This is a genomic window from Marinobacter alkalisoli, from assembly GCF_045449855.1.
Lineage (GTDB): Bacteria > Pseudomonadota > Gammaproteobacteria > Pseudomonadales > Oleiphilaceae > Marinobacter.
Genome location: NZ_JBJJLC010000048.1, coordinates 19,954 through 45,642 on the forward strand (window position 1 = coordinate 19,954; position 25,689 = coordinate 45,642).

Here is a 25,689-nt window from a genome sequence, read left to right on the forward strand (position 1 = left end):
CGCCAACTTTCACATCGACAGCTGAGCCTCACCAGCCCTGCGGCGTTTTGCGAGCCGCCAGGCTATAAATAGCGCCAACAGGATAAATCCACAGGCAATGGGCCGTCCGAGCAGGAAGCTCAGATTGCCATCGGCCAGCAGAACGGTTTGTCGGATGTTCAGCTCAAACATCGGACCCAGCACAAAACCGATAATGAACGTCACAAATGAGAAGTCCAGAATCCTCATCAGAAAGCCCATAACCGCGAATCCGACCAGCAACCAGGCACTGAACAGGTTGGTCGCGACCACAATACCCGTGACACACAACAGCACGACACAAGGTAGAACCAGTACCAGGGGCAGCTGCACCACTTTCGAGAACAGTTTCATGCTAAACAGGCCGATGATGAGGTTCCAGAAGGTCCCGATCATCATGGCGCCGAAAAGAGCGTAAACCAGTCTCGGTTGTTCTGTGAACAACTGTGGGCCCGGGGAAATTCCGTGAATAATAAACGCCCCGAGAATCAGGGCCGCCGCCACATTGCCGGGAATCCCCAGGGAAAGCAGCGGAATAAAGTTTGCACCGACAACCGCTGTATTGGCGGCTTCGGTGGCTGCCACACCACGGATATCCCCTTTACCGAAGGAATCCGGGTCCGGCGCTGCCCGTTTCGCCGAGGCATAGCCCAGGAATGCCGCTGCGGTAGAGCCAAGGCCGGGAATCGCCCCGATAACCGTGCCTATTGCCGACGACCTGAGAATGGTTGGCGCCACAAAGCGAAAATCCCGCCAGCGAAAGCGATTGGCCTCCCTGGTTCCCAGTTCGGCCACCTGGGCGTCACCATGGACGTCATCCCTGTGGAACACCATCTGTCGAAAGATCTCGCCCAGTGCCAGAACCCCGATCCCCACCGCGCTAATGGAAAGACCATCCATCAGCTCGGGAACACCAAACGTAAAGCGACCACCCGCTGTTTCAGGGTCGGTTCCCACCAGACTGAACAACACACCCAAAAATGCGGCAATCAGCCCTTTTACAATGGAGTCCCCGACAAGCCCCCCTACGACCACCAACGCCACCAGTATCACCGCCGCCATTTCGGCAGGCCCCATCTGGAGAGCCACAATCGACAGGGGCGCGGCGACCAGGAATAGCACCATGTCACTGATGGCGTCTCCGGTCACAGAAGAGGCATGCGCGGTTCTCAACGCTTTCAATGCCCGGCCTTTCTTCGCCATGGGGTAGCCATCGAATGCAGTTGCCGTCGCTTCCGGTGACCCCGGTGTATTCATGAGTATCGAGGAGACAGCCCCACCCAGAGTCCCCCCTTTGTTAATACCTACCAAGAAGCCGATTGCAGTCACCGGGCTCAGGTAAAAAGTAAAGGGTACGGCTATGGTTACCGCAGTCAACGCCCCGACTCCGGGGGCTGCAGCGAACACCTGTCCAATCAAAACACCCGCAGCAATGTAGAGAAAATTGGTTAACGTCAGTGCGTCGGACAATCCCAGGAGAATTTCATTCATCATAACGACCTAGCCCGGCAGTGGAGTCTCAAGAAGTTTTTCGAAAAGCAGCCATAGAAACAACGGCCAGCAGACAGCGGTGGGAATAATCCAGTGCGGACGCTTTTCTCCCATGGCGATCATGAATGCGGCGACCAGGAGCATTCCTCCAGGCAGATAGCCCCAGATAGTCATCACCAGAAGCCCGCCGGCCAACAAACCCGAAAAAAGTGCAAGGCGCCCTGAAACCCTGGTTGTCAGCGGTGAACGCTTGTCGGCGTTTCCTTTGCCAGACATTCGGGAAAACACCAGAACAGCGCCCAGAGCGGTGATGGCCACGGAACAGATGTACGGAAAGAATCGGGGCGATAGCCCGAAGCCGAATCCACCGTCTACGTGGAACGGGATGACATAAAAGGTGGCAGCGAGACCGGCAATGAGAATGATCGCGCCAGCCCAGAGATCGACTTTTTGTTCTGTCATGAGTCTTCAGCTCCGGTCAGATGGGGAATGCCGGCATTACTGCCGGAATTCCTCACGGTAGTGGGCGGAGTTATCCAGGATGAATGTCTCCAGCGCCTCGGGATCAAGAACCACGTTGGGAAACGCCATACGCTCCTCGGCGAGCTTGGCAACTTCCGGGGCAGAACTCGCTTTCTGAAGGGCGCTGGCGAGCTTCCGGAAAACAGGCTCGGGAACGTCCTTCGGGGTCGCGAACATAAAGTAGGCTGTGTAAGAATTTTCATACCCCAGTTCGCTCACGGTTGGCTTCTCCGGCGAGGTTTTCAGCCGCGCATCGTTCAGTGCAGCAAGAACCTGAATTTTTCCGTCAGAAAGGAAGGCCTGATGAACCCCGGCGCTCCAGGCAATATCAACATGTCCCCCGATCAGGCTGTTCATGATTTCCAGACCACCGCGCATGGGAATGATACGGATATCGATGCCTTCTTTTTCCGCGACCAGATTGATGAACCTGCGGGTGATGGGCGAGATCGAAGCGTAGGTAAGGCCATGCTCCCTACCGTGTTCAACCATCTCATCCCAGGAGGAAAAGGGCGCATCACCACTCGCCACGATGGCGCTCTGCAACTGGGTTACCGTGGTGAGGTAATCGAAATCCCCGGCGGTGTAATCGAGATCCGCCAACCAGGGCATGCTGTCGAAGGAAGAGTTGGCAGCCAGCCCGAACGTATGGCCGTCGGGTTCTGCATTTTTCAGCTTCGTGGCCATCACCACCCCGCCGCCACCCGGTACGTTCTTCACAACGACCGGTTGCCCGACTTCCTTTTCCAGCTCCCGGGCCACCAGCCGGGACAGGGTGTCAGCACCACCGCCGGCGCCGAACCCGACCATCAGAGTGAGGGGCTTGGTTGGCCACGTCTCAGCAGTGGAAATACCGGGAAACACACCGAGGAAGAGCACGGAGAGAAAAACGGCCATGATGCGTGCGGCAGAACCGCCCCAGGAAAGGACTTGCATAACCAGATACCTCTATGTCGCATTATTGTTGGTTTCAGATCCACCTTATCCGCGCGACAAGATCAAATAAAATACTATTTCAGAATGCCGGCAATCATATTTTATGATGTCACCGGTCAGCAGCGATCAGCTCTCCCTCCCAATCCCCCACACGGACAGCATCCCGCATGATTCCCATAAGGACATCACGGACACACTCGGCGGGACGGGAAAGCGGACGGTTCCTTGGCCAGGCCAGGGAAATGGTGCGGGTCACTTCCGGTTCAACGATCCTGCGAGCGAAATGGTTCCGGGACATCCCCTGGCGCCCACCGGCAGTGACCACATTGGAGATGGTGCAAGCCATACCGAAATCTATAAGACCACTGAGAGTACGCGGCGAATTCTGACTCATGCGCAGGTTTAACGAGGCTCCAATGGCCAGCACCTGCTCATCCAGGACCCGCCGCATGCTCAACTGCCGGTCGCCCAACACCAGCGGTGCGCTCACGGCTTCCGCCAGTGGCACAGGCTCCGTTGAGCATTCCGGACGGCTCCGCTGGCCAATCAGGCAAAAATACTCCTGGAGCACGGGAATCGCTTCGGCATTTTCCAGCTCCGCCGCGCTGGGAATCACGCCAATCTCGACCTTGCCCGTGTCGATTACATTGCCAGTGTCCGAGCTCAGGCCCTCGACAATCTGAATGTTGACCCGGGGATAGGATTGTTCAATGGCATAAATCAATCGCGGCGCCAGGTAATGAGCCATGGTGAACGGTAGTGCGACCGACACCTCGCCGGCCGGCTCATTGTTCAGAGAGGCCTTGATATCGTTCCTGGCGATCTCCGTATTTTTCAGGATCAGCAGCGCGTGGCTCAGCAGGCGTTTTCCCGTCGGGGTGATATCCACCCCCCGGCGCGTACGCTTGAACAGCTCCGCCTCGAACTCCCGCTCAAGGGCAATGATGTGCTGGCTCAGGGCTGGCTGGACAATATTCAGCTTTTCCGCCGCCGCGGAAAAGCTGCCTTCTTCCCAAACGGCCACCAGAGACCGAAGATGCTTGAAATTCATTGCGCTCACTCCGGCAAAGTCGCAGGTGTGACGATATTGAATCGTCCCGAGAACCGATCCAGCGATGAAAACAGCGTCAGTAGCTCACTGGCATCGCCCAGGAACCGGATATCACCCTTTTTGATGGCCTCCTGCATGGCGGCAGGTCTACCGCCCACGACCGGCAGTAGAGCCTGAGCCATCTGCACCTCCACATCGGCGTGATCAAATCGATCGTCCTGGCGATGGGTCAACACGCCATTGCGGAGCGTCAGGGAGTAACACACGGCAGTATCGGTAAAGTACCAGTTAATGGCGACGTCCTTTCTCGATACTTTACCGGCATTGAGTCGCACGGCCAGCACATCAAAAAACTGGGAGGGTGTCAGTGCTTTGAGCAAGTCACTGGGCACACCGCCTTTGTTTCCGGGCTCGGCAACGCCGTGCCGAAGCTCCATGGCCCCGGTCAGGTAGGCATTACGCCAGGTTGTATTCTCACACTGATAGCCCAGTTGCTCCAGTGCGTCTGCCTGCAACTGACGCGCCGCCTGGTTATCAGGATCTGCGAAGACTACTTTGTTAACGATTTCAGCCACCCAACGATAATCACCCTGTGCAAATGACGCTCTCGCTTTATGAAGAACGGCCTCCGCGCCTCCCATCCAGTCGATATGCCGGCGTGCCGACTCCACCGTTGGCAACGGGTTCAGGTTGGCCGGATTGGCGTCATAGAATCCCATGTAACGCTGGTAGACCGCCCGCACGTTGTGGCTGACGGACCCGTAATAATCGCGGCTGTACCATTTTTGCGCCAGGGGATCAGGTAATTTCCGAAGGTGGTCGGCGATGTCCAGCGGCGTCAGGCCATGGTTTAGCAACCGCAGGGTTTCATCATTCAGGAACGCGTACATGTCCCGCTGGTCTTCCAGGAAGGTGCGAATATTTCCCTGACCCCAGGTAGGCCAATGATGCTGGGCAAACAGCACGTCCGATTTGTCACCGTAACGGGCCAGGGTTTCCCCAAGATAATAGGACCAGATTTTCGGATCCCGGACCTGTGCACCGCGTATGGTCAGGATGTTGTGCTGGCAGCGACAGGCATTCTCGGCCACACAGAGGGCCCGCAATGATGGGAAGTACAGATTCATTTCCGCCGGTGCTTCGGTTCCCGGCGTCAGCTGGAGCTCCACTTCCAACCCATCAATCACACGGTTCTCGATGGACTCCCTGACCAGGTCTGTTGGAGCAATCAGGGTAACGGTTCCTCTGGACGTAGCCTTCCCCAGTCCTGCGTCCACCTGCCCCCTGGGATCTTTGGGCAATAGCCCGCCATACATGTACTGAGCACGACGCCCCATGGCTGCACCGGCCAGGATATTCTCGCTGACTGCCTCTTCCATAAAACCGTCAGGGGCGAGGATAGACACTTTCCCGGACTTCACGTCGGCCTCGTCAACAACTCCTTTCACTCCACCAAAGTGGTCAACATGGCAATGGGTGTAAATCACTGCAACCACGGGCTTTCGGGGCCGGTGCTGAAAATAGAGCTCTATCCCCGCTGCGGCAACCTCAGTCGACACCAGCGGATCCATGACAATCAGCCCGGTGTCACCCTCAATAATATTCATGTTGGACAAATCGAAGCCACGAATCTGATAGATCCGGTCCGTTACCTGAAACAGGCCGGCAATGTTATTCAGCCGGGCAAGGCGCCAAAGGCTGGGGTTAACCGTCAGCGGCGCCTGCTCCTCCTGCTCGAAGTCATAGGCACGGAAATCCCAGGCGATCTTCCCATCAGCTCGTTCCACGGTTTCAACGTGCGGCTTTGCCACCAACCCCCTCCAGGCATCTTCGAAGTCCGCATCGTCTTCAAACGGCATGGAATGCAAGCATGCCTGATGCTTTCGGATTGTTTCTGACTCCGCGTCTTTGGTCCCTGGTTCAGCGCTGATAACACCGGGCTGCATATTCACGATGATTTCTCCTGATGGTTTGTTTGGCGCCGCGCGCCCTTGTCATTCTTTGGGCGAAAGGCCCTGCCAGAACTGCTCCCCCGTGGCCGGGATGAATACGTTCTGCAAGGCGCTCACCAGAGCTTCGCCCATCTGGTGGAGCTGCTCGTCACTGACCCGAAAGGAGGGCATCATGATACTGAGCACGCCACAAACAGCTCCTGCGGCGTCCCTGACGGGTGATGCCACTGCGGTGGCTCCTTCTACCCGCTCACCTACGGAAACGGCGTATCGCCGTTGACGTACGAGCTCCAGTTCGGCGTTAAGGCGATCCATCTGGTCTTTATCGGGAGCAGAAGAAGTTTCCCCCAATCGCTGCAGTATCCGAGCCTTCTGCTCCGAAGAAATAAATGCCAGCTCTGCCTTCCCGGCCGCGCCCAGGTGGAGGGGAAATCGTTCACCCACTTCCATGACATAACGAATTGGCTGCCGGCTAGGCTGGACAGCCGTCAACACGTGCTCGTCGCTGATTCTCCGGAAAAGCGAGATGGTTTCGGAGGTTTCCGCCCCCAGACGCTCCATCACCGGGATCAGCTGTGTGGTCAGGTCATTTTCGGCAAGCAGGGGGCGAACAAACTCCAGGACTTTGGCGGACATGCGCCACCGGTCCTCACCCAGACGATTAACTTCCACAATTCCCCGCTCCATGAGCGGATCCAGCAATTCCTGAACCACCGCCGCTTCGAACCCGGTGCCGGAAGCCAACTCAGTCAGTGAACGCCCCCTGGATGCGCTGCCAGCAATCACCCGCAACAACGTCATCACCCTGAACACCGTGCCCCTGGCCGACTGCCGACCAGAGAGGGTGTAACGCTTGTCACTCTCGCGGCGATAGACGTACTTGCGTTCTTCCAGGGTCTGCAGGATTCTGAACACGATGGGCGTAGACTCTCCCATCTGACGTGCCAACTCTGTCAACGAGACCGGAGCGGGAGCCGCTTCAATCAACTCGAGGACATCCAGGCCTCTGGAGAGGGTTCTTAACTGGTTTTTAGGGTCCGACATAATTACAATCTCCGATATCGATTACTATATTCGTAATTTTTTGGATCGCATGTCAACTTCGTTTGTACGAAAACTTAACGACACTTTCCCGCGGTCACTCTCTGAATGGAGACGCAATGAATCCAAAAACACCTCTTGGCGGCCTGCTGATCAGACTCTTCCCGTTCCTGGCATGGCCCGCGCCCACCAAAGGCCAGGTAAGAGCCGATGCCATCGCGGGCATAACCGTTGGCCTGGTATTGGTCCCCCAGGCACTGGCCTATGCCCAGCTCGCTGGTATGCCTCCGGTCACCGGCCTCTACGCCGCCTTGCTGCCCGGCATTGTCGGGGCGCTGTTCGGATCGTCTTCCCTGCTGGCGGTGGGGCCGGTTGCACTGACAAGCCTGCTGACCTTCGCCGCCCTGCAACCATTGGCCGCTGCAGGCTCGCCAGAGTGGATCGCCATGGCGATATGGCTCGCCGTCTATTCCGGTCTGATGCAGTTTTTCATGGGTGCCTTCCGGATGGGCATTCTGGCCAATCTGGTGTCGAATGCCGTTGTTCAGGGCTTCGTCAATGCCGCCGCTGTTATCATTATTATCTCCCAGTTACCGGCGCTATTGGGCTTTGCCTCCGGCGCTGATGGCCACTGGTTGTCGCACATCACCCAAGCGTGGCGGGAAGAACCCGTGCGCCTGGCGGTGACCGCCGGTTTCGGCGTGGGATCTATGCTGGCCCTGGTTGCACTCAAACGGTTTTCTTCACGACTGCCCGGCGTGATGGTTGTGTGTCTGATAGGGGTCGCAGCGAGCCTGCTGGCAGGGTTTGACGGACTGGGCGGCGCCATCGTTGGCTCTATCGACAGTGGCCTGCCGGGGCTGACCCTGCCATTCACCCTCTCGCTGGATCAGCATCTGGCTCTGTTGCTGCCGGCTGCCATTATCGCCCTGATCAGCTTTACCGAGGCGATGTCCAGTTGCCGCACCATGTCCCGGATAACAGGCGAACCCTGGAACCGCAATCAGGAGCTCATCGGCCAGGGCCTGGCGAAAATAGCCAGCGGTTTCAGCGGTGCCTTTCCGGTCAGTGGCTCCTTTTCACGCACCGCACTGAACGCCTACAGCGGCGCCAAAACCGCCAGGGCAACCCTCCTGGCATCGCTGATCGTGCTAATTTCCCTGTTCGGACTGACGCAGCTGCTGTATCACCTGCCCACGGCGGTCCTGGCCGCCATCATTATCGTGCCGGTCACTCAACTGATCGATATCCGGTCACTGACCCGACTCTGCCGGGAAAACCCCAAGGACGGCTTTGTTGCACTGGTCACACTGATCGTGACCTTGGCAACCGTACCCAATCTGTATTGGGGAATCCTGGCGGGAATGGGCGCCTCCCTGCTGGCGTTCCTCCACCACCACGCCATGCCCCGCATCATTGAACTGGGTGTCCATGAGAGCGGCGGTTTTCGCGACCGCAAGCTCTACGAACTTCCGCCCATTGCCGAAGGCGTGCTGGGCGTGCGCATGGACGCTTCATTGACCTATCTGACCGCCCCCATGCTCGAGCGCTACATCCGCAAAAAAGTAGACGCCGATCCGAATATTCGAGTGCTGCTGATCTCGGCATCGTCACTGAACCAGGTGGATTCCACGGGTCTCGACACGTTACGGGATATCTGGTCTTTCCTTGACTCAAGAGGCATCACGCTCTGCCTGTCCGGACCTAAGCTTGCCGTCCGGGAAGCACTGTCGCGGTCGGGGCTGTCGCAACTGATCAGGGAAGAACACATCTATGCCACTGATGAGAAGGCCATTGACTCGCTGACCTGAGCCCGGAGCCGCCGCACAAGGCTTTTCCAGGCGGCTTACCCACAACCTTCCCTTTAGACATCATTTTTCATGATACCTAACAAATAAAAATAATATTTTTCTTGATCTCTTTCTGTCGGCATCATCTGGATATGACTCTGTGAAACGCCGAACACAAGGAGAAAACAATGAACCTCGGTCGATTTATCAGTCGCAGTGCACGGTACTGGCCGACCGCACCCGCCGTCGCTGATTCCAGGGGCTCAATTACCTACGACGAACTGGACCAACGCTCCAGCCAGTTGGCGAATGCCCTGTTGGGCCTCGGGCTCGAGCCTGGCGACCGGGTAGCCATGTACTCGCTCAACCGCAAAGAGCTGGTTGAGATTGAGGTGGCGCTTTACAAAGCCGGTCTGGTAAAGGCACCACTGAACGCCCGACTGTCCCTGGATGAGGCCATTCACGTACTCGAGGATGCCGATGCCCGAGTTCTGATTGTTGGCCCGGAGCATGCCGAACAAGTACAGGATCAACAGGCTGACCTGCCCTCCATTGAACATATTGTGGTGATTGGAAAATCCGGCAGCACTCATTACGAAGGGCTGCTCGCCGAAGGCGCGCCGAACTCACCTGACATCGAACTCGATCCCGACGCACCCGCCGTTCTGCATTACACATCCGGCTCTTCTGGTCGGCTGAAAGCAGCAGTGCAGACATTCGGCAACCGCATGGCATTGATTCGTAAATCTCTCATGCTCCCAGAGGCCCGCAGCAACGACGTCGAAAAAGTGGCGCACGTCGGGCCGGTCACCCATGCCAGTGGCATGCAGATCATGCCGGTGCTGTTTAACGGGGGGTGCAACTACCTCGTTGATCGCTTCGATATCGACTCTCTGCTGGCCACCATCGAGCGTGAGAAGATCACCCGCTTCTTTGCAGTCCCCACAATGATCTATCGCCTTCTGGATGCCCAACAAGGTGGCAAGTACGACCTGTCCAGCCTCAATCGCATCACCTATGGCGCAGCCCCCATGGCACCGGCACGACTGCGCGAGGCGATTGACGCTTTCGGGCCCATTTTCATGCAGGGCTACGGCGCAGGCGAAACCACATCCACCATCACTACTCTGCTCACCTCGGACCACATTCGCGGTCTCGCTGACAAACCGGAGTTGCTGGCGTCCTGCGGACGCGCCTTTGGCGAGTCGGACGTCATCATTGCCGACGACGCCGGCAACCCCGTGGCAACCGGCAAGCCGGGGGAAATCCTCGTGCGCGGCCCTGATGTGATGCAAGGCTATTGGCGGGCGCCGGATCTGACGGCGGAAGTGATGAAGGATGGCTGGTACCACACCGGTGATATCGCGACCGCGGATGAGGAAGGTTTCTTCTACATCATCGACCGCAAGAAGGACATGATCATTTCCGGCGGTTTCAATGTCTACCCGGCCGAGGTCGAATCCGTCCTCTTTGATCATCCCGCCGTGTCCGAATGCTGCGTGGTCGGGGTGCCGGATGAGGAGTGGGGCGAGAGCATCACCGCCCTGGTGGTCCCCAAGCCGGGAGCGTCCGTCTCGGAAAACGAGCTGGCGACATTCTGCGCCGCGCGCCTGGCGCGATTCAAGAAACCGAGATCCATCCAGTTCACCGAAGAGCTGCCCAAAAATCCCAACGGCAAAGTCGCTCGTCGCCTGGTGCGGGAAAAATACTGGCAGCAACAGGACCGTCAGGTCGGTTAACACGCGGAGGCATGATCATGTTTGAGACATTTACCGGGACGGAAACGGGCGAGCAGGTTCGCCGTGAAGCCCGCGAATTCATCGAGAATTACCTGAAACCACTGGAACAGGAACACCGCATCACCTACGAATCCGAGGTGCCCATTGATCTGTTGCGCCAGGTCTGGAAAGCCTCCCGGGAGGCGGGTCTTTACGGTGCGCAGCTACCGGAAAAACTTGGGGGCCGCGGGCTGACCATATACGACCAGTGCCTTTTGAAGGAAGACGTCGTCTCTGCCGGAGCGAAACTCGGGGCTCACGTCCTCGGAGAGCTTGGCGGACCACCCAGGGTTGGTCATTTGTTTCAGTTTGCCACGGAGAAACAGCTGGAAACCCATTTCCTGCCCGTAGTGCGTGCCGAGCGCACCTGCTGTTTTGCTTTGACCGAGCCCAATGCCGGATCCGACGCCAGCCGCTTAGCCACACGGGCGGTGAAGGAGGGTGATCACTACGTCCTGAACGGACAGAAGCGCTACATCTCAGGCGCACCCTATGCGGATTTTGCCATTCTCATGGCCGTGACCGATCCGGAGGCTGGTGCCAAGGGCGTCACTGCCTTTCTAGTGGATTTCGATAGGTCGGGCGTATCGCTGAACAGCGATTACCTGCCGATTTCCGGCCAACGAAGCCACGCCGACATACGCCTGGACAATGTCCGGGTTCCGGAAAGTCACATCGTCGGCGGACTCGGTCGCGGCTTCCTGCTCGGCATGTCCCGAATCAATGTAAACCGTTTGCTGCATTGCCCAACCATGCTGGGCCTTGCTCGCCAGGCGCTGATGGAAGCGGCCAGTTATGCAACAAGCCGCGAACAGTTTGGCACGCCGATCGCCAGCTTCCAGGCCATCCAGCACATGCTGGCCGATATGGCTACGGAGCTGCATGCCGCACGCAGCATGGTGCTTGATGTCGCAAGCAGACTGGATCGCGGAGAAGACACCCGGGAAGCCTCGGCGATGTGCAAGCTCTTTGCCTCGGAGCGCGCCTTCCAGATCGCCGATCGCGCAATCCAGATTCACGGCGGCGCCGGCCTGATGAAAGGCAGCAAGGTGGAATGGATATTCCGGGCGCTGCGCATGTACCGCATAGTGACCGGCACCAGTGAAATCCAGCGCAACACCATCGCCAAAGGCATGCTGAAAGACCTGAAAGCCGCTAGCTAGCCGTCCAGACACACACCGATTCATTACTTTTCCGGGGCCAGACGTGGCCTGGCCCCATAAGGCCCGCTTTGCCTTAAAACCCGCAAACCACAACCACAAACAACAAATACAACAGGAGATTGACATGCAAAACACACTGACAAGAAATGCCATTCTGCCACTCGCGTTCACTGGCCTGACGGTCCTGTCCGTTCCAGTTGCCGCATACGAGATCGATATAGATATCGACCAGAACCCGGAAACCCGGGAAACCCTTGAGCTCTATGGCGTCATCAGGCTGTCCGTCGACTACGCCGACTCGGACCTGGGAGACACTCCGGAGGATCAATCCATCGGCCTCACCGATGGCAGCGTGGGCCTGTCATCCAATACCACCCTTTTCGGCCTAAGGGGTTCGTACGGACTGGCGGACGAGCCCTACAAGGTGGTCTGGCAGCTCGAACAGAAATTCAATCCCGACAACGACGGTGGGGATACCCTCGGTACCCGGGATACCTTCCTGGGGCTGCAGACGCCAGTCGGATTATTTCGTGCCGGCCATATGGACACGCCCTACAAGAGAATGGGCCTGAACAGCACCATTTACTCATCCACTGTGGGCGACCCCCACGCCATCATTGGCAAGAGTTCCCAGTCACCGGCCCGACTGGACCTGAGGGCTCAGAACGCCATCCAGTGGAATCATGGAGTCGGGGGCTTTCAGCTGGCAGCGCTGTATTCGATGGATGGCCAAAGAAGCCTTGAGGACACCTCGGACCGTTTCATTGACAACAACGACGGCGATCTTTACAGCCTGAGTGCCAGTTACGCGCTGAAAAACCTGACCTTCATGGGCACCTACGAAAACTGGTCAGAGGCCTTCGGTGGTGAAATCAAAGCCTGGCGGGCAGGTATCAAGTACCAGGGCACCAGAACCACCGTCGGCGCCATGTACGGGGATATCGACACAGACCTCTCGGCAGCGGCTGGCACCCTGTCACGGGAGGAGTATGCCGTCTTCGCCCGGTATAAACTCACGCCGCGCTTCCTCATTGGCACCCAGTGGGCAAGAGCCGGAGAATCGGATTTTGCGTTAGGTGATGACGGCGCCGATCAATACTCAGTTGGCGCCTACTACCTGCCCTATCGTCCCGTGGCGCTGCATGTGGTCGCGACCATGACCGATAACGACGATAACGGCCGTTACGGAACAGCTGACTATGCCCATGGCGATCGTGTCTCCACCGTTCGCGGGGGATCACCGTTCGCACTCTCCGTAGGGGCTCAGTACTCTTTCTAACCCCTCCATGCATTCCCTCCCAACGCACGGAGTTTGCCCTGACCCTGGTGTCAGGGCTTTTTTCTGTCGATCTAGAACTTGGCCCCCGCCTGAATCAACAGCATCTCCAGATCCCGGTTATGGTTGTTCCGGGCCACATCCAGGGCCGTCATTCCAGCCCCCGAGCGGTAGTTGACGTCCGCGCCGGCGGCGAGAAGCCTTTCAGAGGTCAGCATGTCGCCACTCTCGACAATGTGCATCAGCAACGAGCGCCCGTCCTGACTAACATTGACGTTGGCTCCGGCCGCGACCAGCAGTTTGACCACCGACACGTGACCGTTGCGGGCGGCGCGAATAACCGGTGTCGAACCCCGTGCGTCCACCGCATTCACCTGCGCTCCGGCGGATAGTAACTGCTGCACGAGCCGGCGACTGCCACTCTCGGAAGCCACCATCAGCGGTGTTTCGCCATCGCCAACAGCCAGGGAATGGATCCGCTCCAAGTCCGTCGGTGTCGGGGGACCGGATGTGCAGCTACTGATAAAAAGCGACAGGAAGCAGAATACTAAGGGTGAAATACAGCGGGTGCCGGTTCCCTTGGCCATTATGAGGTCTCTGTTGGTGTTTTCTGACCGTATTCTGATCAGGTCCGGGCAGGAATTAAATCGAGCCGGTCACAAGTTACCGGAGTTCTGCATGATATTGCCGACCAACCGACGCAATCGCCGCTCGCCGTCCTTGTGTCCCTCACACAGTCCGACGTCCTGTAATTCTGGCCACGACCAACCCTGGAGCACCCGGCGAAGCCACAGGTCCCGGTCGTCGCTCTCGCCCAGAACCCGGGCGGCGACAAGCCCCAGGCTCACTTTCCGCAATACTGGCACCATTAGCTCAAAACCGCGATAGCCTCCGGCAAAGCTCTCCAGGTCACGGCGGTCTTCGTCACTCAGGGTCTGTCCGTTTGCCAGTTCGGCTGTCAGCAAGTGTACCAGTTCCGGGTCCATATCCCGCCAGTAGAGCGGAACCAGGGTCAGCCAGTGTTCGGCAAGGCGCCGGCGAATCCTTGGCAGCAGGTCATCGCCGCGTGCGGAGGTGCTGCGGAGCATCTGGATCGGGTATTCCCCGGTACTCGTCTCCCGGGTCATGCCCGGGCGGATCAGCGCCAGGCCTGCCTGCTGCCAGAACCGGATCAGGGCCACACTGCCGCCAAAGCTGGTACCCAGCCCATCGTATTCCCGGCCCGACGCATAGGCGCACGCGGTTTCCACCAGCTGGGTTCCCAGACCACGTGACCGGCATTGCTCACTCACGGCAATCCTGACCACCCTCAGCCAGTGACAGCAGGCCGCTTCCGGAAAACCACTGTGATTGGCGAGAGACTGGGCCAACAGGTGGCCGCGCACGCGACGCTGTCCGCGCATCACCCGATCCGCCAGCTCCGGACTCAGGCCCCCTTCCCGTCTGGCCCAGAGCACACCCGCCAGCCGCCCTCCGACCGTCAGTCGCCAGCTGACCGCCTGGGGGTCATCCAGCCATTGGCGCAGGTCCGCGGGCGTGGTGCGGTAGTGTGCGTTCACCAGCAGGCCAAAGGCTTCCGCCAGCTCCTGTTCGCTGGCCCGGGCCGGGACCCAGGGCTCTATTCTTGTCTCTCCATCACCGGGTACCTGATCGGGCGCATCGGCGTGCAGAAGAAACATCCGTGAAATCAGCGGCTCCAGAGGATCGGTGGCGGACCAGCGGATGGGCGCTTTCAGGGTCGCGCCGCGCCACTGGGGGGTACGGCTATCAAGCACCTGGCGAAAGCGGATGGCAAAACCACGCCCCGACCCTTCATAACCATGAACGGTGGAGGCGAACACCACCCGTGGCCAGCCGGTGAGAATCCGCGCCAGACGCTCGGCAGGCAGGGCCGCCGCTTCATCCACCAGAATCAGCTCCGCTTCCGGCGCCTGAGCCAGCAGTTGATCCGGCGGCAAGTAGCTCAGGCAAGCACCTTCCGGCAACACCAGTTCTCCGGCCGGACCTTCTTTATAACCACCCTCCCCGGCCGTCAACCTGGCATGATGGAACAGGGTCGCGACGGCTTCGATACCGGGCGCAGTGACCACCACATGCCTTCGGCCCTGCTGGAGCAGCTTGACCGCCGCTATACCCAACGCCGCCGACTTGCCCCGGCCACGGTCAGCGGTGAGTACCAGCGGCCGGCGGCGACGGCCCTGACCGGTATGTATGATCGCCTCGATGGCCTGTTGTTGATCACGTGTCTGGCCAACCTCGAACGGTTGCCGCGGACCATCCAACTGCGGCAAGGCCGGGGCGGCGTCCTCCGCCGGGTTGAAGCGGATAACCGCCGGCGATGCCGCGATAACCGTGGATAGCCTGGCGGCAAACGGGTGATGATCGGCCCCGTCGAGGCCGGTGCGGACATAGTCGGGATCGTTGAAAGTGGACCACTGATCCAGCGGCGGCATCAGCCAGATCAGCAAACCGCCCGCTTTGAGGGTACCCGCCAACGCCGCCAGACTGTCGGGAGAATTCCCCTGCCAGCCGTCCCAGACCACCACATCAAGCTCTCGCCCCAGCCACTGGCGGGCCTTTTGCGGCGGCACCGGAAGCAGACGATCGTCCGGCACGACCTCCGGCCTCCCCGTCCAGATGCCGCCCTGCCATGGCAGGGCCGGCAACAGCTGCCGGAGCCAGTCGATGGCGCAGGCGCGGTCACCCTCCAGCAGTACAAGGCGGCGCTCACCCCTGGTGGTCATCCGTTGCTGCAGTCTGCGCCAGGCGTCAATGTCCGGTGCCGGCTTGGCGGTGGCGGGTCCCATTAGCTGAGGTCGGTTCCATGGGTCTTGAAGTCGGTGAGCGCACAGATTTCCAGGGCAGCCTGGTGGGTCGCGCGCAGCCTGACCCTCGGTGCACAGCCGGCTTCGAACGCTTCCTGCCAGCGCGCGGCGCACAGGCACCAGTTGTCCCCCGGCTTGAGGCCAGGAAACCCGAATTCCGGCCTGGGAGTGCTGAGGTCATTGCCACGGGTTCTGGAGAAAGCCAGGAAGTCGTCGGTGACCACAACGCAGACGGTATGGGAGCCAAAGTCGTCCGGACCGGTGTTGCAACAGCCATCCCGGTAGAAGCCGGTCTCAGGATCCCTGCCACAGGCTTCAAGCTGCTCGCCAAGTACATTTACTGCTTCTGCCATCTGCATGATGCTCTCCTTTGGTTTGGGAGTAAGCGGGCAATTATGTCGGACCGGTATCCGCACTACCAGTCGCCCGCTACAATACCGCCCATGCAAACCCAACCCCAAACAGCCGATACCACCGAACTGCCGGATTACCTTACCGATGAGCAGCAGGCGATCATCACCGCCGGCTACGAGCATTCGGTGATTACCGCCGTGGCCGGCAGCGGCAAGACATCCACACTGGCCTGGCGCATCCGCTATCTCCTGCAGCAGGGCCATGCCCCCGAGCGCATGCTGGTACTGATGTTCAATCGCAGCGCCCGGACAGACTTTGAGCGTAAGCTGCAGGCGGTGTGCAGTCAAAGTGGGCTGGCAACGCCAGAAGTCCGCACCTATCACGCCATGGGCCTGCGCCTGTACAAACGCTTCGTGCGAGAGGGCTATCTGCCGGGATTCTCCGACAAGATTCTGAGCGAGCAGGAAATCAGCTATCAGGCCTGGCAACTGACCCGGCGACTGGCACCGGAAGACCTGGCCGATGACATCCGCCGCAACAAGAAAGACTTTGTGGAAACCGCCACCAGCTTCATTGATCTGGTGAAAACCACCCTGTCGCCGGTGGACGTGGTCTTCGAGGAACTGGGGTATTCCGACAAGCATCGCTACCTGATCGACTTGTTCCACAGCTTTGAGCAGTGGCGCAAAGGCCAGAGCCGCATCAGTTACGCTGACATGCTGTATGAACCGGTGATGGCGATTCACCAGAACCCGCCGTTGCAACGCCTGGTCGGCAACAAGATGGACCTGATCCTCGTGGACGAATATCAGGACACCAACGAAATCCAGCACCTGCTGCTGCGTTACGTCGCCTGCGAACGGGCCCGCGTCACCGTGGTCGGGGATCCGGACCAGACCATCTACGAATTTCGCGGCGCCAGCCCGGAGTTCATTCTCAAGCGGTTCAGTGATGAGTTCGAAAGCCCGCTGGAACAAACCCTGAGCTACAGCTTCCGTTACGGCCATCAGGTCGCCCTGCTGGCCAACCACCTGATCTGCCACAACACCGGTCGCAAGGACGTGCTCTGCCACTCTCACCCCTCCACGCCGGACACCGGTATCGCCCTGCACGAGTCCGCCACTGACAGCGACACCGTATTGGAAATCCTCCAGCAACAGGCTGCCGAGCAGCGGGCAGACACCGCCATTCTGTTCCGGGTCTGGAGCCAGAGCGTACCCATTGAGCTGAAACTGTTGGCCAGGCAGATCCCTTACCGTATCGACGCTGGCAAGGGCGCCCTGTTCAGCCGTGAAATTCAGGCGGTTGGCGCATTGCTGACGGTCATTGCCGGAAAGCTGGAAAAGCTGCCGCCGGAGGATCGCCTGACCGTGGCGCGGCAACTCCTGCGCTTTCCCCATGTTGGTCTGAAGGAGCCGGAACTGGAGCAACTCGCCAGCTTTCTGTCCGGTTTCGACAACGGCTGGCATGAACGGCTGCTGGCGCTGGATTTCAACGCGCTGGCACCCATGGCGGCAAAAAAGCTGCGGAAACTGGGCGAAGTTCTGGCCCGGTTACAGGGTTATCGAGGCCCCGTATCCAACGCGATTGCGGTCTACGCCGAACACACCGATCTGTACGAGGGCATCCGCAGCCTGGCACTGACCCACGAAGCCGCGGATGAGCGTATCGATACCATCCACGGTTTCCGCGACTACCTGAAAGGCCTCGACGTAGATGCCGCCGGTGCCCTGCAACACCTCAAGGCCCTGAAAAAACAGGCCAGCGAGACCACCAGCCATGGGGTACTGCTATCCACCATCCATCGCACCAAGGGGCTGGAGTGGCCAACTGTCATCCTCCCCGGACTCCAGGAAAAGTATCTGCCCTACAGCCCCCGGGCCGAAGATGATCCCCGCGCTTTTATGGAGAGCGAACGGAGACTGCTGTACGTGGCCATGACCCGGACACGGGAACAGCTGCACCTGATCACCCGCCCCGCCAGCACCCAACCCCATCTGGATGGCGACCTGGGCCCCAGCCGGTTCATCAATGAGCTGTGCTTCCCGTTGTCCGCAGAGTTTGGCGCCTGGCTTGACCAGCGGTCTGACGATGACACCGAAGCCTTCCAGGCGAACTCACCGCTGACGCCGGTTGCCAATCGTTATGCGGACCGCGAAGCGGTGACACTCGAAGGGACGCAGCAGGATCCCAAAGCCAGTGGCGCGCCGCTATGGGCCCGGGACCGGCTGAGCCACGCGATATTCGGTGAGGGGGCGGTTATCTCGGAAGACGACAGCGCGTTTGAAGTACGCTTCGATTCTGGCGAAACCCTGAACTTCAGCAAAAAAAGCGCGCATCTGTACTTCACCGTCGTGGCCTGATCAGCCAGATCCGTTTGTGGCAAGTCATGCGTACAATGACGTTCATGTAACTTTCTTTGTTTTTTTGAAACCTGTCACGTAAATTCAACGTCAGGAATACTCGAAGCAACTCTCACAAGTCGCTGTTAACGATAACTGAACAGGAGGTTCTGCATGAACATCATGCGCCCACTTGCCGTGGCCACCCTGGCTGCATCCCTTGCAACTCCGGCTCTGGCCGACGATCAGCAATCTCTCTATCTCAACCCGTTCGCCGCTTACCAGCTGTTTGATGACAAGCGCGACCTGAGTGAAACCGGCACCTTTGGTGTGGGCGTAGAGTACCGGTTCCTTCCGAACTGGGCGGTCGAAGCGGTTTACTCCCGTGCCGATGCCGATCGTAAATACCGCCCCGGCTCTTCCGACTTCGACGAAATCCGTCTCGACGGCACTTACTACTTTGCCGGTCAGGATGAAGCCTGGAACCCGTATGTTTCTCTGGGTGCCGGCCACGCCGATTTCGGTGATGACGTGCTCGCAGTGCAGACAGCCGGTTCCGACCACGACGAGACCCGCGTCAACGTGGGCGCAGGCGTTCGTTATAACGTCAGCGATCTGGTGTCCATTCGCGGTGACCTGCGCGAATTCCATGGCATCGACGAGAGCACATTCGATACCCAGGTATCCCTGGGCCTGAGCCTGGCCTTCCACCGCACCACGTCGGATCCGAAGCCGGCGGACGCCGATAACGATGGCGTAGCGGATAATCGTGACCAGTGCCCCGGCACACCTCCAGGTGCCACGGTGGACAGCGCTGGATGCGAGCGTGACGGCGACATCGATGGCGTGGTTGACAGCCGCGACGAGTGTCCGAACACTCCGGTAGGTGCCAGCGTCAACAGCAAGGGCTGCGAACTGGACAGCGACAACGATGGCGTGGTTGACAGCAAAGACCAGTGCCCGGGCACCACAGCCGGCGCCGAGGTTGATTCAACCGGTTGCGAGGGTGTGACTGAAACCGTGGAAACCATTGAGCTTCGCGTTCAGTTCCCCAACAACAGCTCGGTGATCGACAACACCTACGATTCGGAAATCCGCAAGGTCGCCGATTTCATGGCCGAGTATCCGGAAACTTCCGTGGAAATTGCCGGTCACTCCGACAGCACTGGTGATGCAGCGTACAACCGCGACCTGTCCCAGCGTCGTGCCGAGGCGGTTGCCGAGCGTCTGACCCAGTCACTGGGTGTGGATGAAGACCGCGTCAGTGCCACCGGGTACGGTGAGGCAGAGCCGATTGCCAGCAACGACACGCCGGCAGGCCGCGCCCAGAACCGTCGGGTTGAGGCCCGCATCCAGGTTAGCCGCTGATTAACCGATAGGCTATCCTCCAAGAAAAGGCGCCTTCGGGCGCCTTTTCTGTCTCTATCGGGAGAATGTCATGGTCCGTCTGATGTCACTGCTGCTGGTGTTGATGACCTTGCCCATCGCCGCCCAGGCGCAGGTTTACCGTTGTGAGACCGACACCGGCACCAGCTTCTCGGATCAGCCCTGCGGAGAGGACTCCGAAACCGTCACCATTCGGGACAATCGCATTGGCGGCAATTTTGGCGATAACCTGCCGAAGCCATCGGACCCGACAGAAACCGACGAAGAGGACAGACAGCCTGCCCGCCAGGAGAGTGAAGACACCTGCCGTTTCATCAACTCGACCGATCTGCGCACCTACCTGACCCGCAACCAGGTGGTGAAAGGAATGACCAAGGATCATGTTCTGAGGGCCTTTGGACGCCCGCCCGAAACCTACCCGACACCCCAGGAAACCTGGGTGTACCACACCAAATACTACGGTGCGCTGTACGAGTTGACCTACGTGTACTTCAAGGACGGCTGCGTGGAACGGGTGGACTACCGCAAGCCCTGACGGCATCGACCAGAATATTGCGGGGCGTCAGCGCACGGTCACAGAAGGTGCCGAGCCTGGTCTGGTATCCCTGCTCTTCCAGAAACAGCACATAATCCAGCACCATCCAGAGTTCCAGTGGCCGGCGAAACAGGTGGCGCACCAGTTCGTGGCGACGCACCTGCGCTAATCGCTGCTCACCAACGCTCTGCCAATAGTGAAAGTCGGTTCCAGCCGGCAATGCCAGCCCTTTCTTTTCCGCAGCCCAGCGACAGAATGTCTCGAAATCCTCACCCGCCAGCCGCGCCGGATGGGAAGGCACTGGCAGGTAATCATCGATCCCGCGCAGGGCGCGCTGCAAGCCATCAAAGCCCAGGCGCCAGCTTCTGATGCGCGACCTTTCCGCCCTTACCCGGGCCGGCGCCGTGACCGTTTCCCTAACCGCCAGCCTCAATTCACTGCGGCTCAGCGACAGCGTATCCTTGCAGCCGTTGACCCGCTCCGCCAGCGGCCGGTAGTTCGCCGTGGCGGTCAGGTGATAGCAACAAGGTGAAAAACTCACCCTGGCCGCGCCGCCCTCGCAAACCTTGCGAATCAGCCTGCGATGCAGGTCCCCACAGGCGTGAAGCGCCACGCCGTGAACCCCCTCAGACAGGGTGAGATCCGGGGCCATGACATCCTGCCGGAGCAGGGTAACGTCGTCATTGAAGTGGCGGGCCAGGCGATTGCCATCGGCCACCAATGCACCATCCCACTCCCACCCTGTAACCGGTGTGGGGCACTGTGCCGCGAGTGTGCGGGCCAGATGCCCCTTGCCGCAACACCAGTCCACGACGGACTCTGTCAGGGGTGAGACTGCGGCAGCGAATGCACCGGCCTGCAGGCGCTTGCGCCCCGGCATATCGGTGGCGCGGGTTTCCGGCAGAGTGCTCGCCGCAACGGTTTCCTGTTGATCCCTCATGTCGGGCAGTGCCACCAGCGATTGTCTTTCGCCGAGGGATGGCAGGAATCTCGCCAGCCGCTCCGCCAGCTGTTCGGGGGAGTCGTCGAAGGCTTCACAGGCACTGTCACTGAGTCCCTCGATGTCACAGACAAGGTCACGGTGTTGCACCGTCCAGGCCGGTCGGGGATCCGTATACGGCGCCGGCCGCCACAGTATCTGGTGCGCTGACAACCACTGGTTGAGTCGCTGCCACCGGCTGTACACACTTTCTGCCGGGTCGTGTAAATTCGCCACCGAGGCACTGGCTTGTCGAATCATTCCCTGAATCGTCCGGGCCTGAAAGCATCCAGACAAACCGCTGGTTCCTCTCCCTCAATCACCTGAGCAATCACATCCGCGCTGCCAGCCGACAGGGTCCAGCCGAAGGTGCCATGGCCGGTGTTGAGGTACAGGTTGTCTCTGGGACCGCGGCCGATGATGGCGGGGCCGTCCGGGGTCATGGGGCGGAAGCCGGTCCAGCTCTCGGCGGCGTCGAGATCGGCGCAGCCCGGGAATCTGGATTCCACGGATTTGCGGATCGTCGCCAGCCTTGCCTCGGGGATGTCGCGATTGAAGTCGGCCAGTTCCACGAATCCGGTGGCGCGCAGGCGGTTGCCCAGGCGGGTGGAGACGACTTTGAAGTTGTCATCATGGATGGTGGAAACCGGGGCACAGTCCAGGTCTTTCAAGGGTACCGTAAGGCTATAGCCCTTGACCGGATAGATCGGCAGTTCGAGCCCCAACGGCTTCACCAGGTGGCTTGACCAGCAGCCGGCACTGATCACGAAGGCGTCAGCTTCCAGGGATTCCAGAGCGCCACCGTCGGTTCGCAGGGTAATGGCATTTACCCGGTGGTCATCGGCAATCAGTGCCTCTGCTTCAACGTTATAGCGGATCGTCACACCATCTGCCTCACAGGCTTTTGCCAGTTCCCGGGAGAACAGGTGGCAGTCACCGGTGCCGTCGGTGTCGTAGCGCAGTGCGCCGTATAGCGGACCGTCGCCCACCATGCCCGGCTCTGCATCCCGGACCTGCTCCGGCGTCAGCAGACGAGAGGGGATCCCCAACTCATTCAGCAGTTCGTGGGTGGCGCGGTAGCCTTCCAGTGCTTCCGGCGTGCTGGCCAGATGGAGCAAGCCCTGGTGGGCGCCATCGAACGCCAGGTCCAGCTCTTTCTCGAGGGTCAGAAAGCGCTCCCGGCTGTGCATACCCAGCCGTAACATCGCACGCCGGTTCAGACCGAACAGACCCGGGGACCAGGCATAACGCAGGGTGGCAAACATGAACCGGAGGGTTTCCACCGAAGGCGGTACCCGCAACTTCAGGGGGCCGTCCTGCTTGAACAGCCAGGGCAGCGCCTTGAACACCATCGCCGGATCGGCCCAGGGGTAGACCACCCCGTAGGAGCGCTGGGCCGCATTGCCCTTGCTGGTTTCGTTTCCCGCTACCCCGTGGCGCTCCAGCACCGTGACCTGGTGGCCTCTGCGATTCAGCTCATAAGCCGTGGTCATACCCACCACACCGCCACCGACGACGACAATATGCATGCGCTCTCCGTTTCATTAACTTGGAGCCCTGTTCCAGGGCGCCCTGCAGTTTCCTATCAATGCTATACAGGTCAACAATCGTACAAGCTGTTAAACTTGTTCGACCAAACTTTCAGAATAGCAGCCAAATTCCTGGTTGCGATGGAGTGTAGTAGCTGGCAATGAGTAAGAAACGTCGCGAGATTCCCGTATTTGATCATCCGATCATTGAGACCCACTGCCACCTGGATTACCTCAAGGACCGTCCCCTGGAGGAAACCCTGGAGCAGGCCCGGCAGGTCAACATTGAGAAAATGATCACCATTGCAGTGTCACCGGACAACCTTGCCCGGGTCCGTGAGCTCAGTCAGGTTGCCCCCTGGGTCTATGGCACACAAGGCATTCACCCCCATGATGCAGAAAGCTACTCCGATGCGGCGGAAGCCGAAATCCGGACCCATGCCGGTGACGAAAAAATCATTGCCGTAGGGGAAATCGGGCTGGATTACTTCTATGACAACGCGGATCGAGAGGTTCAGCGGCAGGTGTTCCGCCGCCAACTCCAGATCGCCTGTAATACGGACAGGCCGGTGGTCATCCATAGCCGGGAAGCGGACGAAGACACCATTGCCATCCTGGGCGAGTTCGAGGACACCCTGACCCGTCGCGGCGTCATTCACAGCTTCACCTCTGGGCCGGGGCTCGCCCGGTACGCCCTGGACCAGGGCTGGTGCCTGGGATTCAATGGCATCACCACCTTCAACAAAGCGGAAAATGTGCGGGACATCGTACGTATGGCACCCATTGAGCAGATCCTGCTGGAAACCGATGCGCCGTTCCTGACGCCGGTGCCCTATCGCGGACGGGAGAATGCACCGTTTTACCTCCCGTTTGTGGCGGAGAAAATCGCCGAAGTGAAGGATTTGCCGCTTTCGGAGGTACTTGCCCACACCTATCAAAACAGCCTGAGGACGTTCTTCCCCGGGCACTGATGCCGGTGTGTCAAACCCTCCCTGAGTAAAATCAGCCCAGGGAGAGGAACACCCCCATCAGTACCGGGGACAGGAACGACAACACAAAACCGGAGGCAATCGCCACCGGTACGCAGGTCAGCCCGCCGCTGCTGCGTATGACCGGAAGCGTGAAATCCATGGCGGTGGCGCCACCGTAGCCAATCGCCATGGCGGGACGCCGGACAATTAGCAGCGGAATAATGGCCAGGGCGATGATTTCCCGGATCACGTCGTTGAGGAACGCCACACCACCCCAGGCCGGGCCCAGGGCATCGCCAACCACAATGCCCGACAGCGAATACCAGCCAAAGCCGGAAGCCAGCGCCAGGGACTCATGCCAGGCAAGATCCATCCAGGGCGCCAGTGCCAACCCCGCCAACAAAGAGCTGCCACCCATGGCGAGGGCGATACCCAGACCCTGTCTGTTCATCAGTAACTTACGCAGCGACAACCCGGCATTGCGCAACTGCAGTCCGATCAGGAACAACAGCAACATCAGCGACCAGGTCGCCAGGTCTTCTGCCATCGGCAGGTCAGGCAACAAAAAATAGCCGGCCAGCACACCCACGGCAACGGCAGCCAGGGGCTTGAGGCCAGCCAGGAACAGGCGCTGATAGCCCGGGCGGGGCGAGTCTCCGTCGGTGACCACGTCCATCGGCTGCCAGCGATGGAAGAGCCACAGCCCCGCCATGTTCGCCAGCAACAGCACCGTCACCAAGGCAGCCACCTGGACCGCCATGTTACCCAATTGCTGGCCAAGCCCCTCCATTTGTCCCAGGCCAAGCCCCAGCAGCGCGAGGATGAAATACACCAGACCTTCCACGGTGTAGTGAATCGCGGTCATTAACCGGCGGTTTTCCAGGGCCAGGGCAAAGCCCAGAAACAACGGGGCAAGAATCAGCAATGCGCCGGTTAGCATGACGTCCTCGAAACAGAAGAAATGGAGAGATTCAGCCGATGGGTTCGTACTGGTCGGGATCAAACAGGCAGCTGCCGTCACTGGCAGTCCTGTCTGTGCGAATGGTGCGGGCCAGGCGCTGGGCCGGAACCGACCAGACCACATGATCCTCCGGCCGCGGTTGATAATCACTTTCCAGCAGTGCACCGGCAACCGCACGAAGCACGGCTTCGGCCTGGCCAATACTGTGATATGGGCCCTGACAACGGTGTTTTTCCGGCTGGCCGGACTGGGCGCCACTCAGGGCAACCAGTGCCCAGATGTCCTCACCCACAGGCTTTATAAACAGCTCTACCCGCCGCCCGTCACGGACCATCACCAACGCCCGCAGGGGCCCGCGACCATGAAAGTAGTGAAGCTTCACCGTGTCCACCCGCTCCGGTCAGTGGAGCGCATGGCTGGACTGGTCCTGATCCTGCACCAGTACCCAAGGCGCGACGACCACCGCCCATAACTCGGCGTTGCGGTCATACCAGGCCCGGGCCATGTCCGGCGGCACATCGCCGATCCGCTCTTCGCTCATCCATTGTTCAAAACGTTCCTTGTTGTCGGCGGCAAGCTCCGCGGCAACATCCAGCAAATCAAGGTCGGACGCGACACGGACCACATGACCACGGGCATAGTAGGTCTGCAGGTCATGCCAGTTTATCAGGGAGGTTTCCAGGTTCAGTTTGGCAAGCAGTTCGTCCCGGGACGGGGTAGATGACATGGCGAGGCCTCGGCAACTTCAGACTTTCTGTATTGTTTCCAGCTTACCTGAAATCCTGATTC

General features: G+C 59.5%; 22 protein-coding genes. 8 read left to right on the plus strand and 14 right to left on the minus strand.

Translation table 11 applies throughout. From position 1 onward, the window contains the following. Positions 1-9: 9 nt before the first annotated feature. The 6 genes from ACJO5Y_RS17470 to ACJO5Y_RS17495 form a co-directional block, all read right to left on the minus strand. Positions 10-1,509: a tripartite tricarboxylate transporter permease gene (locus tag ACJO5Y_RS17470; RefSeq protein WP_406989010.1), complete on the minus strand. Its 1,500-nt coding sequence runs from the start codon at positions 1,507-1,509 to the stop codon at positions 10-12. A 9-nt stretch (positions 1,510-1,518) separates the two neighbouring features. Next, positions 1,519-1,971 carry a tripartite tricarboxylate transporter TctB family protein gene (locus ACJO5Y_RS17475; RefSeq protein WP_406989011.1) on the minus strand — a complete coding sequence of 151 codons (453 nt, stop codon included), beginning with the start codon at positions 1,969-1,971 and terminating at the stop codon, positions 1,519-1,521. 36 nt (positions 1,972-2,007) lie between these two features. Beyond that, positions 2,008-2,967, minus strand: a complete 960-nt coding sequence (locus ACJO5Y_RS17480; RefSeq protein ID WP_406989012.1) for a tripartite tricarboxylate transporter substrate binding protein — start codon at positions 2,965-2,967, stop codon at positions 2,008-2,010. Positions 2,968-3,076: 109 nt separating this feature from the next. Continuing rightward, positions 3,077-4,018 carry a LysR family transcriptional regulator gene (locus ACJO5Y_RS17485; RefSeq protein WP_406989013.1) on the minus strand — a complete coding sequence of 314 codons (942 nt, stop codon included), beginning with the start codon at positions 4,016-4,018 and terminating at the stop codon, positions 3,077-3,079. A 5-nt stretch (positions 4,019-4,023) separates the two neighbouring features. Next, complete coding sequence (locus ACJO5Y_RS17490) at positions 4,024-5,964, minus strand: alkyl/aryl-sulfatase (RefSeq protein WP_406989182.1); 1,941 nt, start codon at positions 5,962-5,964, stop codon at positions 4,024-4,026. Positions 5,965-6,012: 48 nt separating this feature from the next. After that, entirely contained in the window at positions 6,013-7,014 is a 1,002-nt protein-coding gene (locus ACJO5Y_RS17495) for an IclR family transcriptional regulator (RefSeq protein ID WP_406989015.1), read from the minus strand. A 116-nt stretch (positions 7,015-7,130) separates the two neighbouring features. Here ACJO5Y_RS17495 and ACJO5Y_RS17500 point away from each other — a divergent pair, with 116 nt between their 5' ends. From ACJO5Y_RS17500 to ACJO5Y_RS17515, 4 genes are all read left to right on the plus strand, one after another. Beyond that, the gene (locus ACJO5Y_RS17500; RefSeq protein ID WP_406989016.1) at positions 7,131-8,822 is read left to right on the plus strand and encodes a SulP family inorganic anion transporter; all 1,692 of its coding nucleotides are present in this window, start codon (positions 7,131-7,133) and stop codon (positions 8,820-8,822) included. Positions 8,823-8,989: 167 nt separating this feature from the next. After that, a complete protein-coding gene (locus ACJO5Y_RS17505) occupies positions 8,990-10,540 on the plus strand; it encodes an AMP-binding protein (protein WP_406989018.1) in 1,551 nt (516 codons plus the stop codon). Between the two features lie 17 nt (positions 10,541-10,557). After that, a complete protein-coding gene (locus ACJO5Y_RS17510; RefSeq protein WP_406989019.1) occupies positions 10,558-11,742 on the plus strand; it encodes an acyl-CoA dehydrogenase family protein in 1,185 nt (394 codons plus the stop codon). 124 nt (positions 11,743-11,866) lie between these two features. Continuing rightward, complete coding sequence (locus ACJO5Y_RS17515; RefSeq protein WP_406989020.1) at positions 11,867-13,021, plus strand: porin; 1,155 nt, start codon at positions 11,867-11,869, stop codon at positions 13,019-13,021. A gap of 71 nt (positions 13,022-13,092) precedes the next feature. Here ACJO5Y_RS17515 and ACJO5Y_RS17520 read toward each other — a convergent pair whose 3' ends face one another. From ACJO5Y_RS17520 to ACJO5Y_RS17530, 3 genes are all read right to left on the minus strand, one after another. Then, the gene (locus ACJO5Y_RS17520; protein WP_406989021.1) at positions 13,093-13,605 is read right to left on the minus strand and encodes an ankyrin repeat domain-containing protein; all 513 of its coding nucleotides are present in this window, start codon (positions 13,603-13,605) and stop codon (positions 13,093-13,095) included. A gap of 69 nt (positions 13,606-13,674) precedes the next feature. Then, positions 13,675-15,825 carry a tRNA(Met) cytidine acetyltransferase TmcA gene (locus tag ACJO5Y_RS17525; RefSeq protein ID WP_406989022.1) on the minus strand — a complete coding sequence of 717 codons (2,151 nt, stop codon included), beginning with the start codon at positions 15,823-15,825 and terminating at the stop codon, positions 13,675-13,677. After that, a complete protein-coding gene (locus ACJO5Y_RS17530) occupies positions 15,825-16,202 on the minus strand; it encodes a DUF2237 family protein (RefSeq protein WP_406989023.1) in 378 nt (125 codons plus the stop codon). The genes ACJO5Y_RS17525 and ACJO5Y_RS17530 overlap by 1 nt, the downstream gene beginning before the upstream one ends. A gap of 36 nt (positions 16,203-16,238) precedes the next feature. On the opposite strand from ACJO5Y_RS17530, the gene ACJO5Y_RS17535 reads away from it, so the two are divergent. The 3 genes from ACJO5Y_RS17535 (at position 16,239) to ACJO5Y_RS17545 (ending at position 20,460) form a co-directional block, all read left to right on the plus strand. Continuing rightward, positions 16,239-18,560: an ATP-dependent helicase gene (locus ACJO5Y_RS17535; RefSeq protein ID WP_406989024.1), complete on the plus strand. Its 2,322-nt coding sequence runs from the start codon at positions 16,239-16,241 to the stop codon at positions 18,558-18,560. 153 nt (positions 18,561-18,713) lie between these two features. Beyond that, positions 18,714-19,907 (plus strand): OmpA family protein, encoded by a 1,194-nt coding sequence (locus ACJO5Y_RS17540; RefSeq protein WP_406989025.1) that lies wholly within the window; start codon positions 18,714-18,716, stop codon positions 19,905-19,907. 70 nt (positions 19,908-19,977) lie between these two features. Then, complete coding sequence (locus ACJO5Y_RS17545) at positions 19,978-20,460, plus strand: DUF4124 domain-containing protein (RefSeq protein WP_406989027.1); 483 nt, start codon at positions 19,978-19,980, stop codon at positions 20,458-20,460. On the opposite strand, the gene ACJO5Y_RS17550 is transcribed toward ACJO5Y_RS17545, so the two are convergent. After that, entirely contained in the window at positions 20,417-21,700 is a 1,284-nt protein-coding gene (locus ACJO5Y_RS17550) for a methyltransferase (protein ID WP_406989028.1), read from the minus strand. The two genes, ACJO5Y_RS17545 and ACJO5Y_RS17550, sit on opposite strands and share 44 nt — an antisense overlap. Next, positions 21,697-22,968: a D-amino acid dehydrogenase gene (locus ACJO5Y_RS17555; RefSeq protein WP_406989030.1), complete on the minus strand. Its 1,272-nt coding sequence runs from the start codon at positions 22,966-22,968 to the stop codon at positions 21,697-21,699. Before ACJO5Y_RS17555 ends, ACJO5Y_RS17550 begins: the two co-directional genes overlap by 4 nt. A gap of 161 nt (positions 22,969-23,129) precedes the next feature. On the opposite strand from ACJO5Y_RS17555, the gene ACJO5Y_RS17560 reads away from it, so the two are divergent. After that, positions 23,130-23,939 (plus strand): TatD family hydrolase, encoded by an 810-nt coding sequence (locus ACJO5Y_RS17560; protein WP_406989032.1) that lies wholly within the window; start codon positions 23,130-23,132, stop codon positions 23,937-23,939. A 31-nt stretch (positions 23,940-23,970) separates the two neighbouring features. Here ACJO5Y_RS17560 and ACJO5Y_RS17565 read toward each other — a convergent pair whose 3' ends face one another. Genes ACJO5Y_RS17565 through ACJO5Y_RS17575 form a run of 3 tightly spaced genes read right to left on the minus strand, consistent with a single transcriptional unit; the run spans position 23,971 to position 25,627 of the window. Next, entirely contained in the window at positions 23,971-24,879 is a 909-nt protein-coding gene (locus ACJO5Y_RS17565) for a LysO family transporter (protein WP_406989033.1), read from the minus strand. Positions 24,880-24,910: 31 nt separating this feature from the next. Then, complete coding sequence (locus tag ACJO5Y_RS17570; protein WP_406989034.1) at positions 24,911-25,282, minus strand: PA4575 family protein; 372 nt, start codon at positions 25,280-25,282, stop codon at positions 24,911-24,913. Positions 25,283-25,300: 18 nt separating this feature from the next. Continuing rightward, the gene (locus tag ACJO5Y_RS17575) at positions 25,301-25,627 is read right to left on the minus strand and encodes a DUF2288 domain-containing protein (protein ID WP_406989035.1); all 327 of its coding nucleotides are present in this window, start codon (positions 25,625-25,627) and stop codon (positions 25,301-25,303) included. Positions 25,628-25,689: the final 62 nt, after the last annotated feature.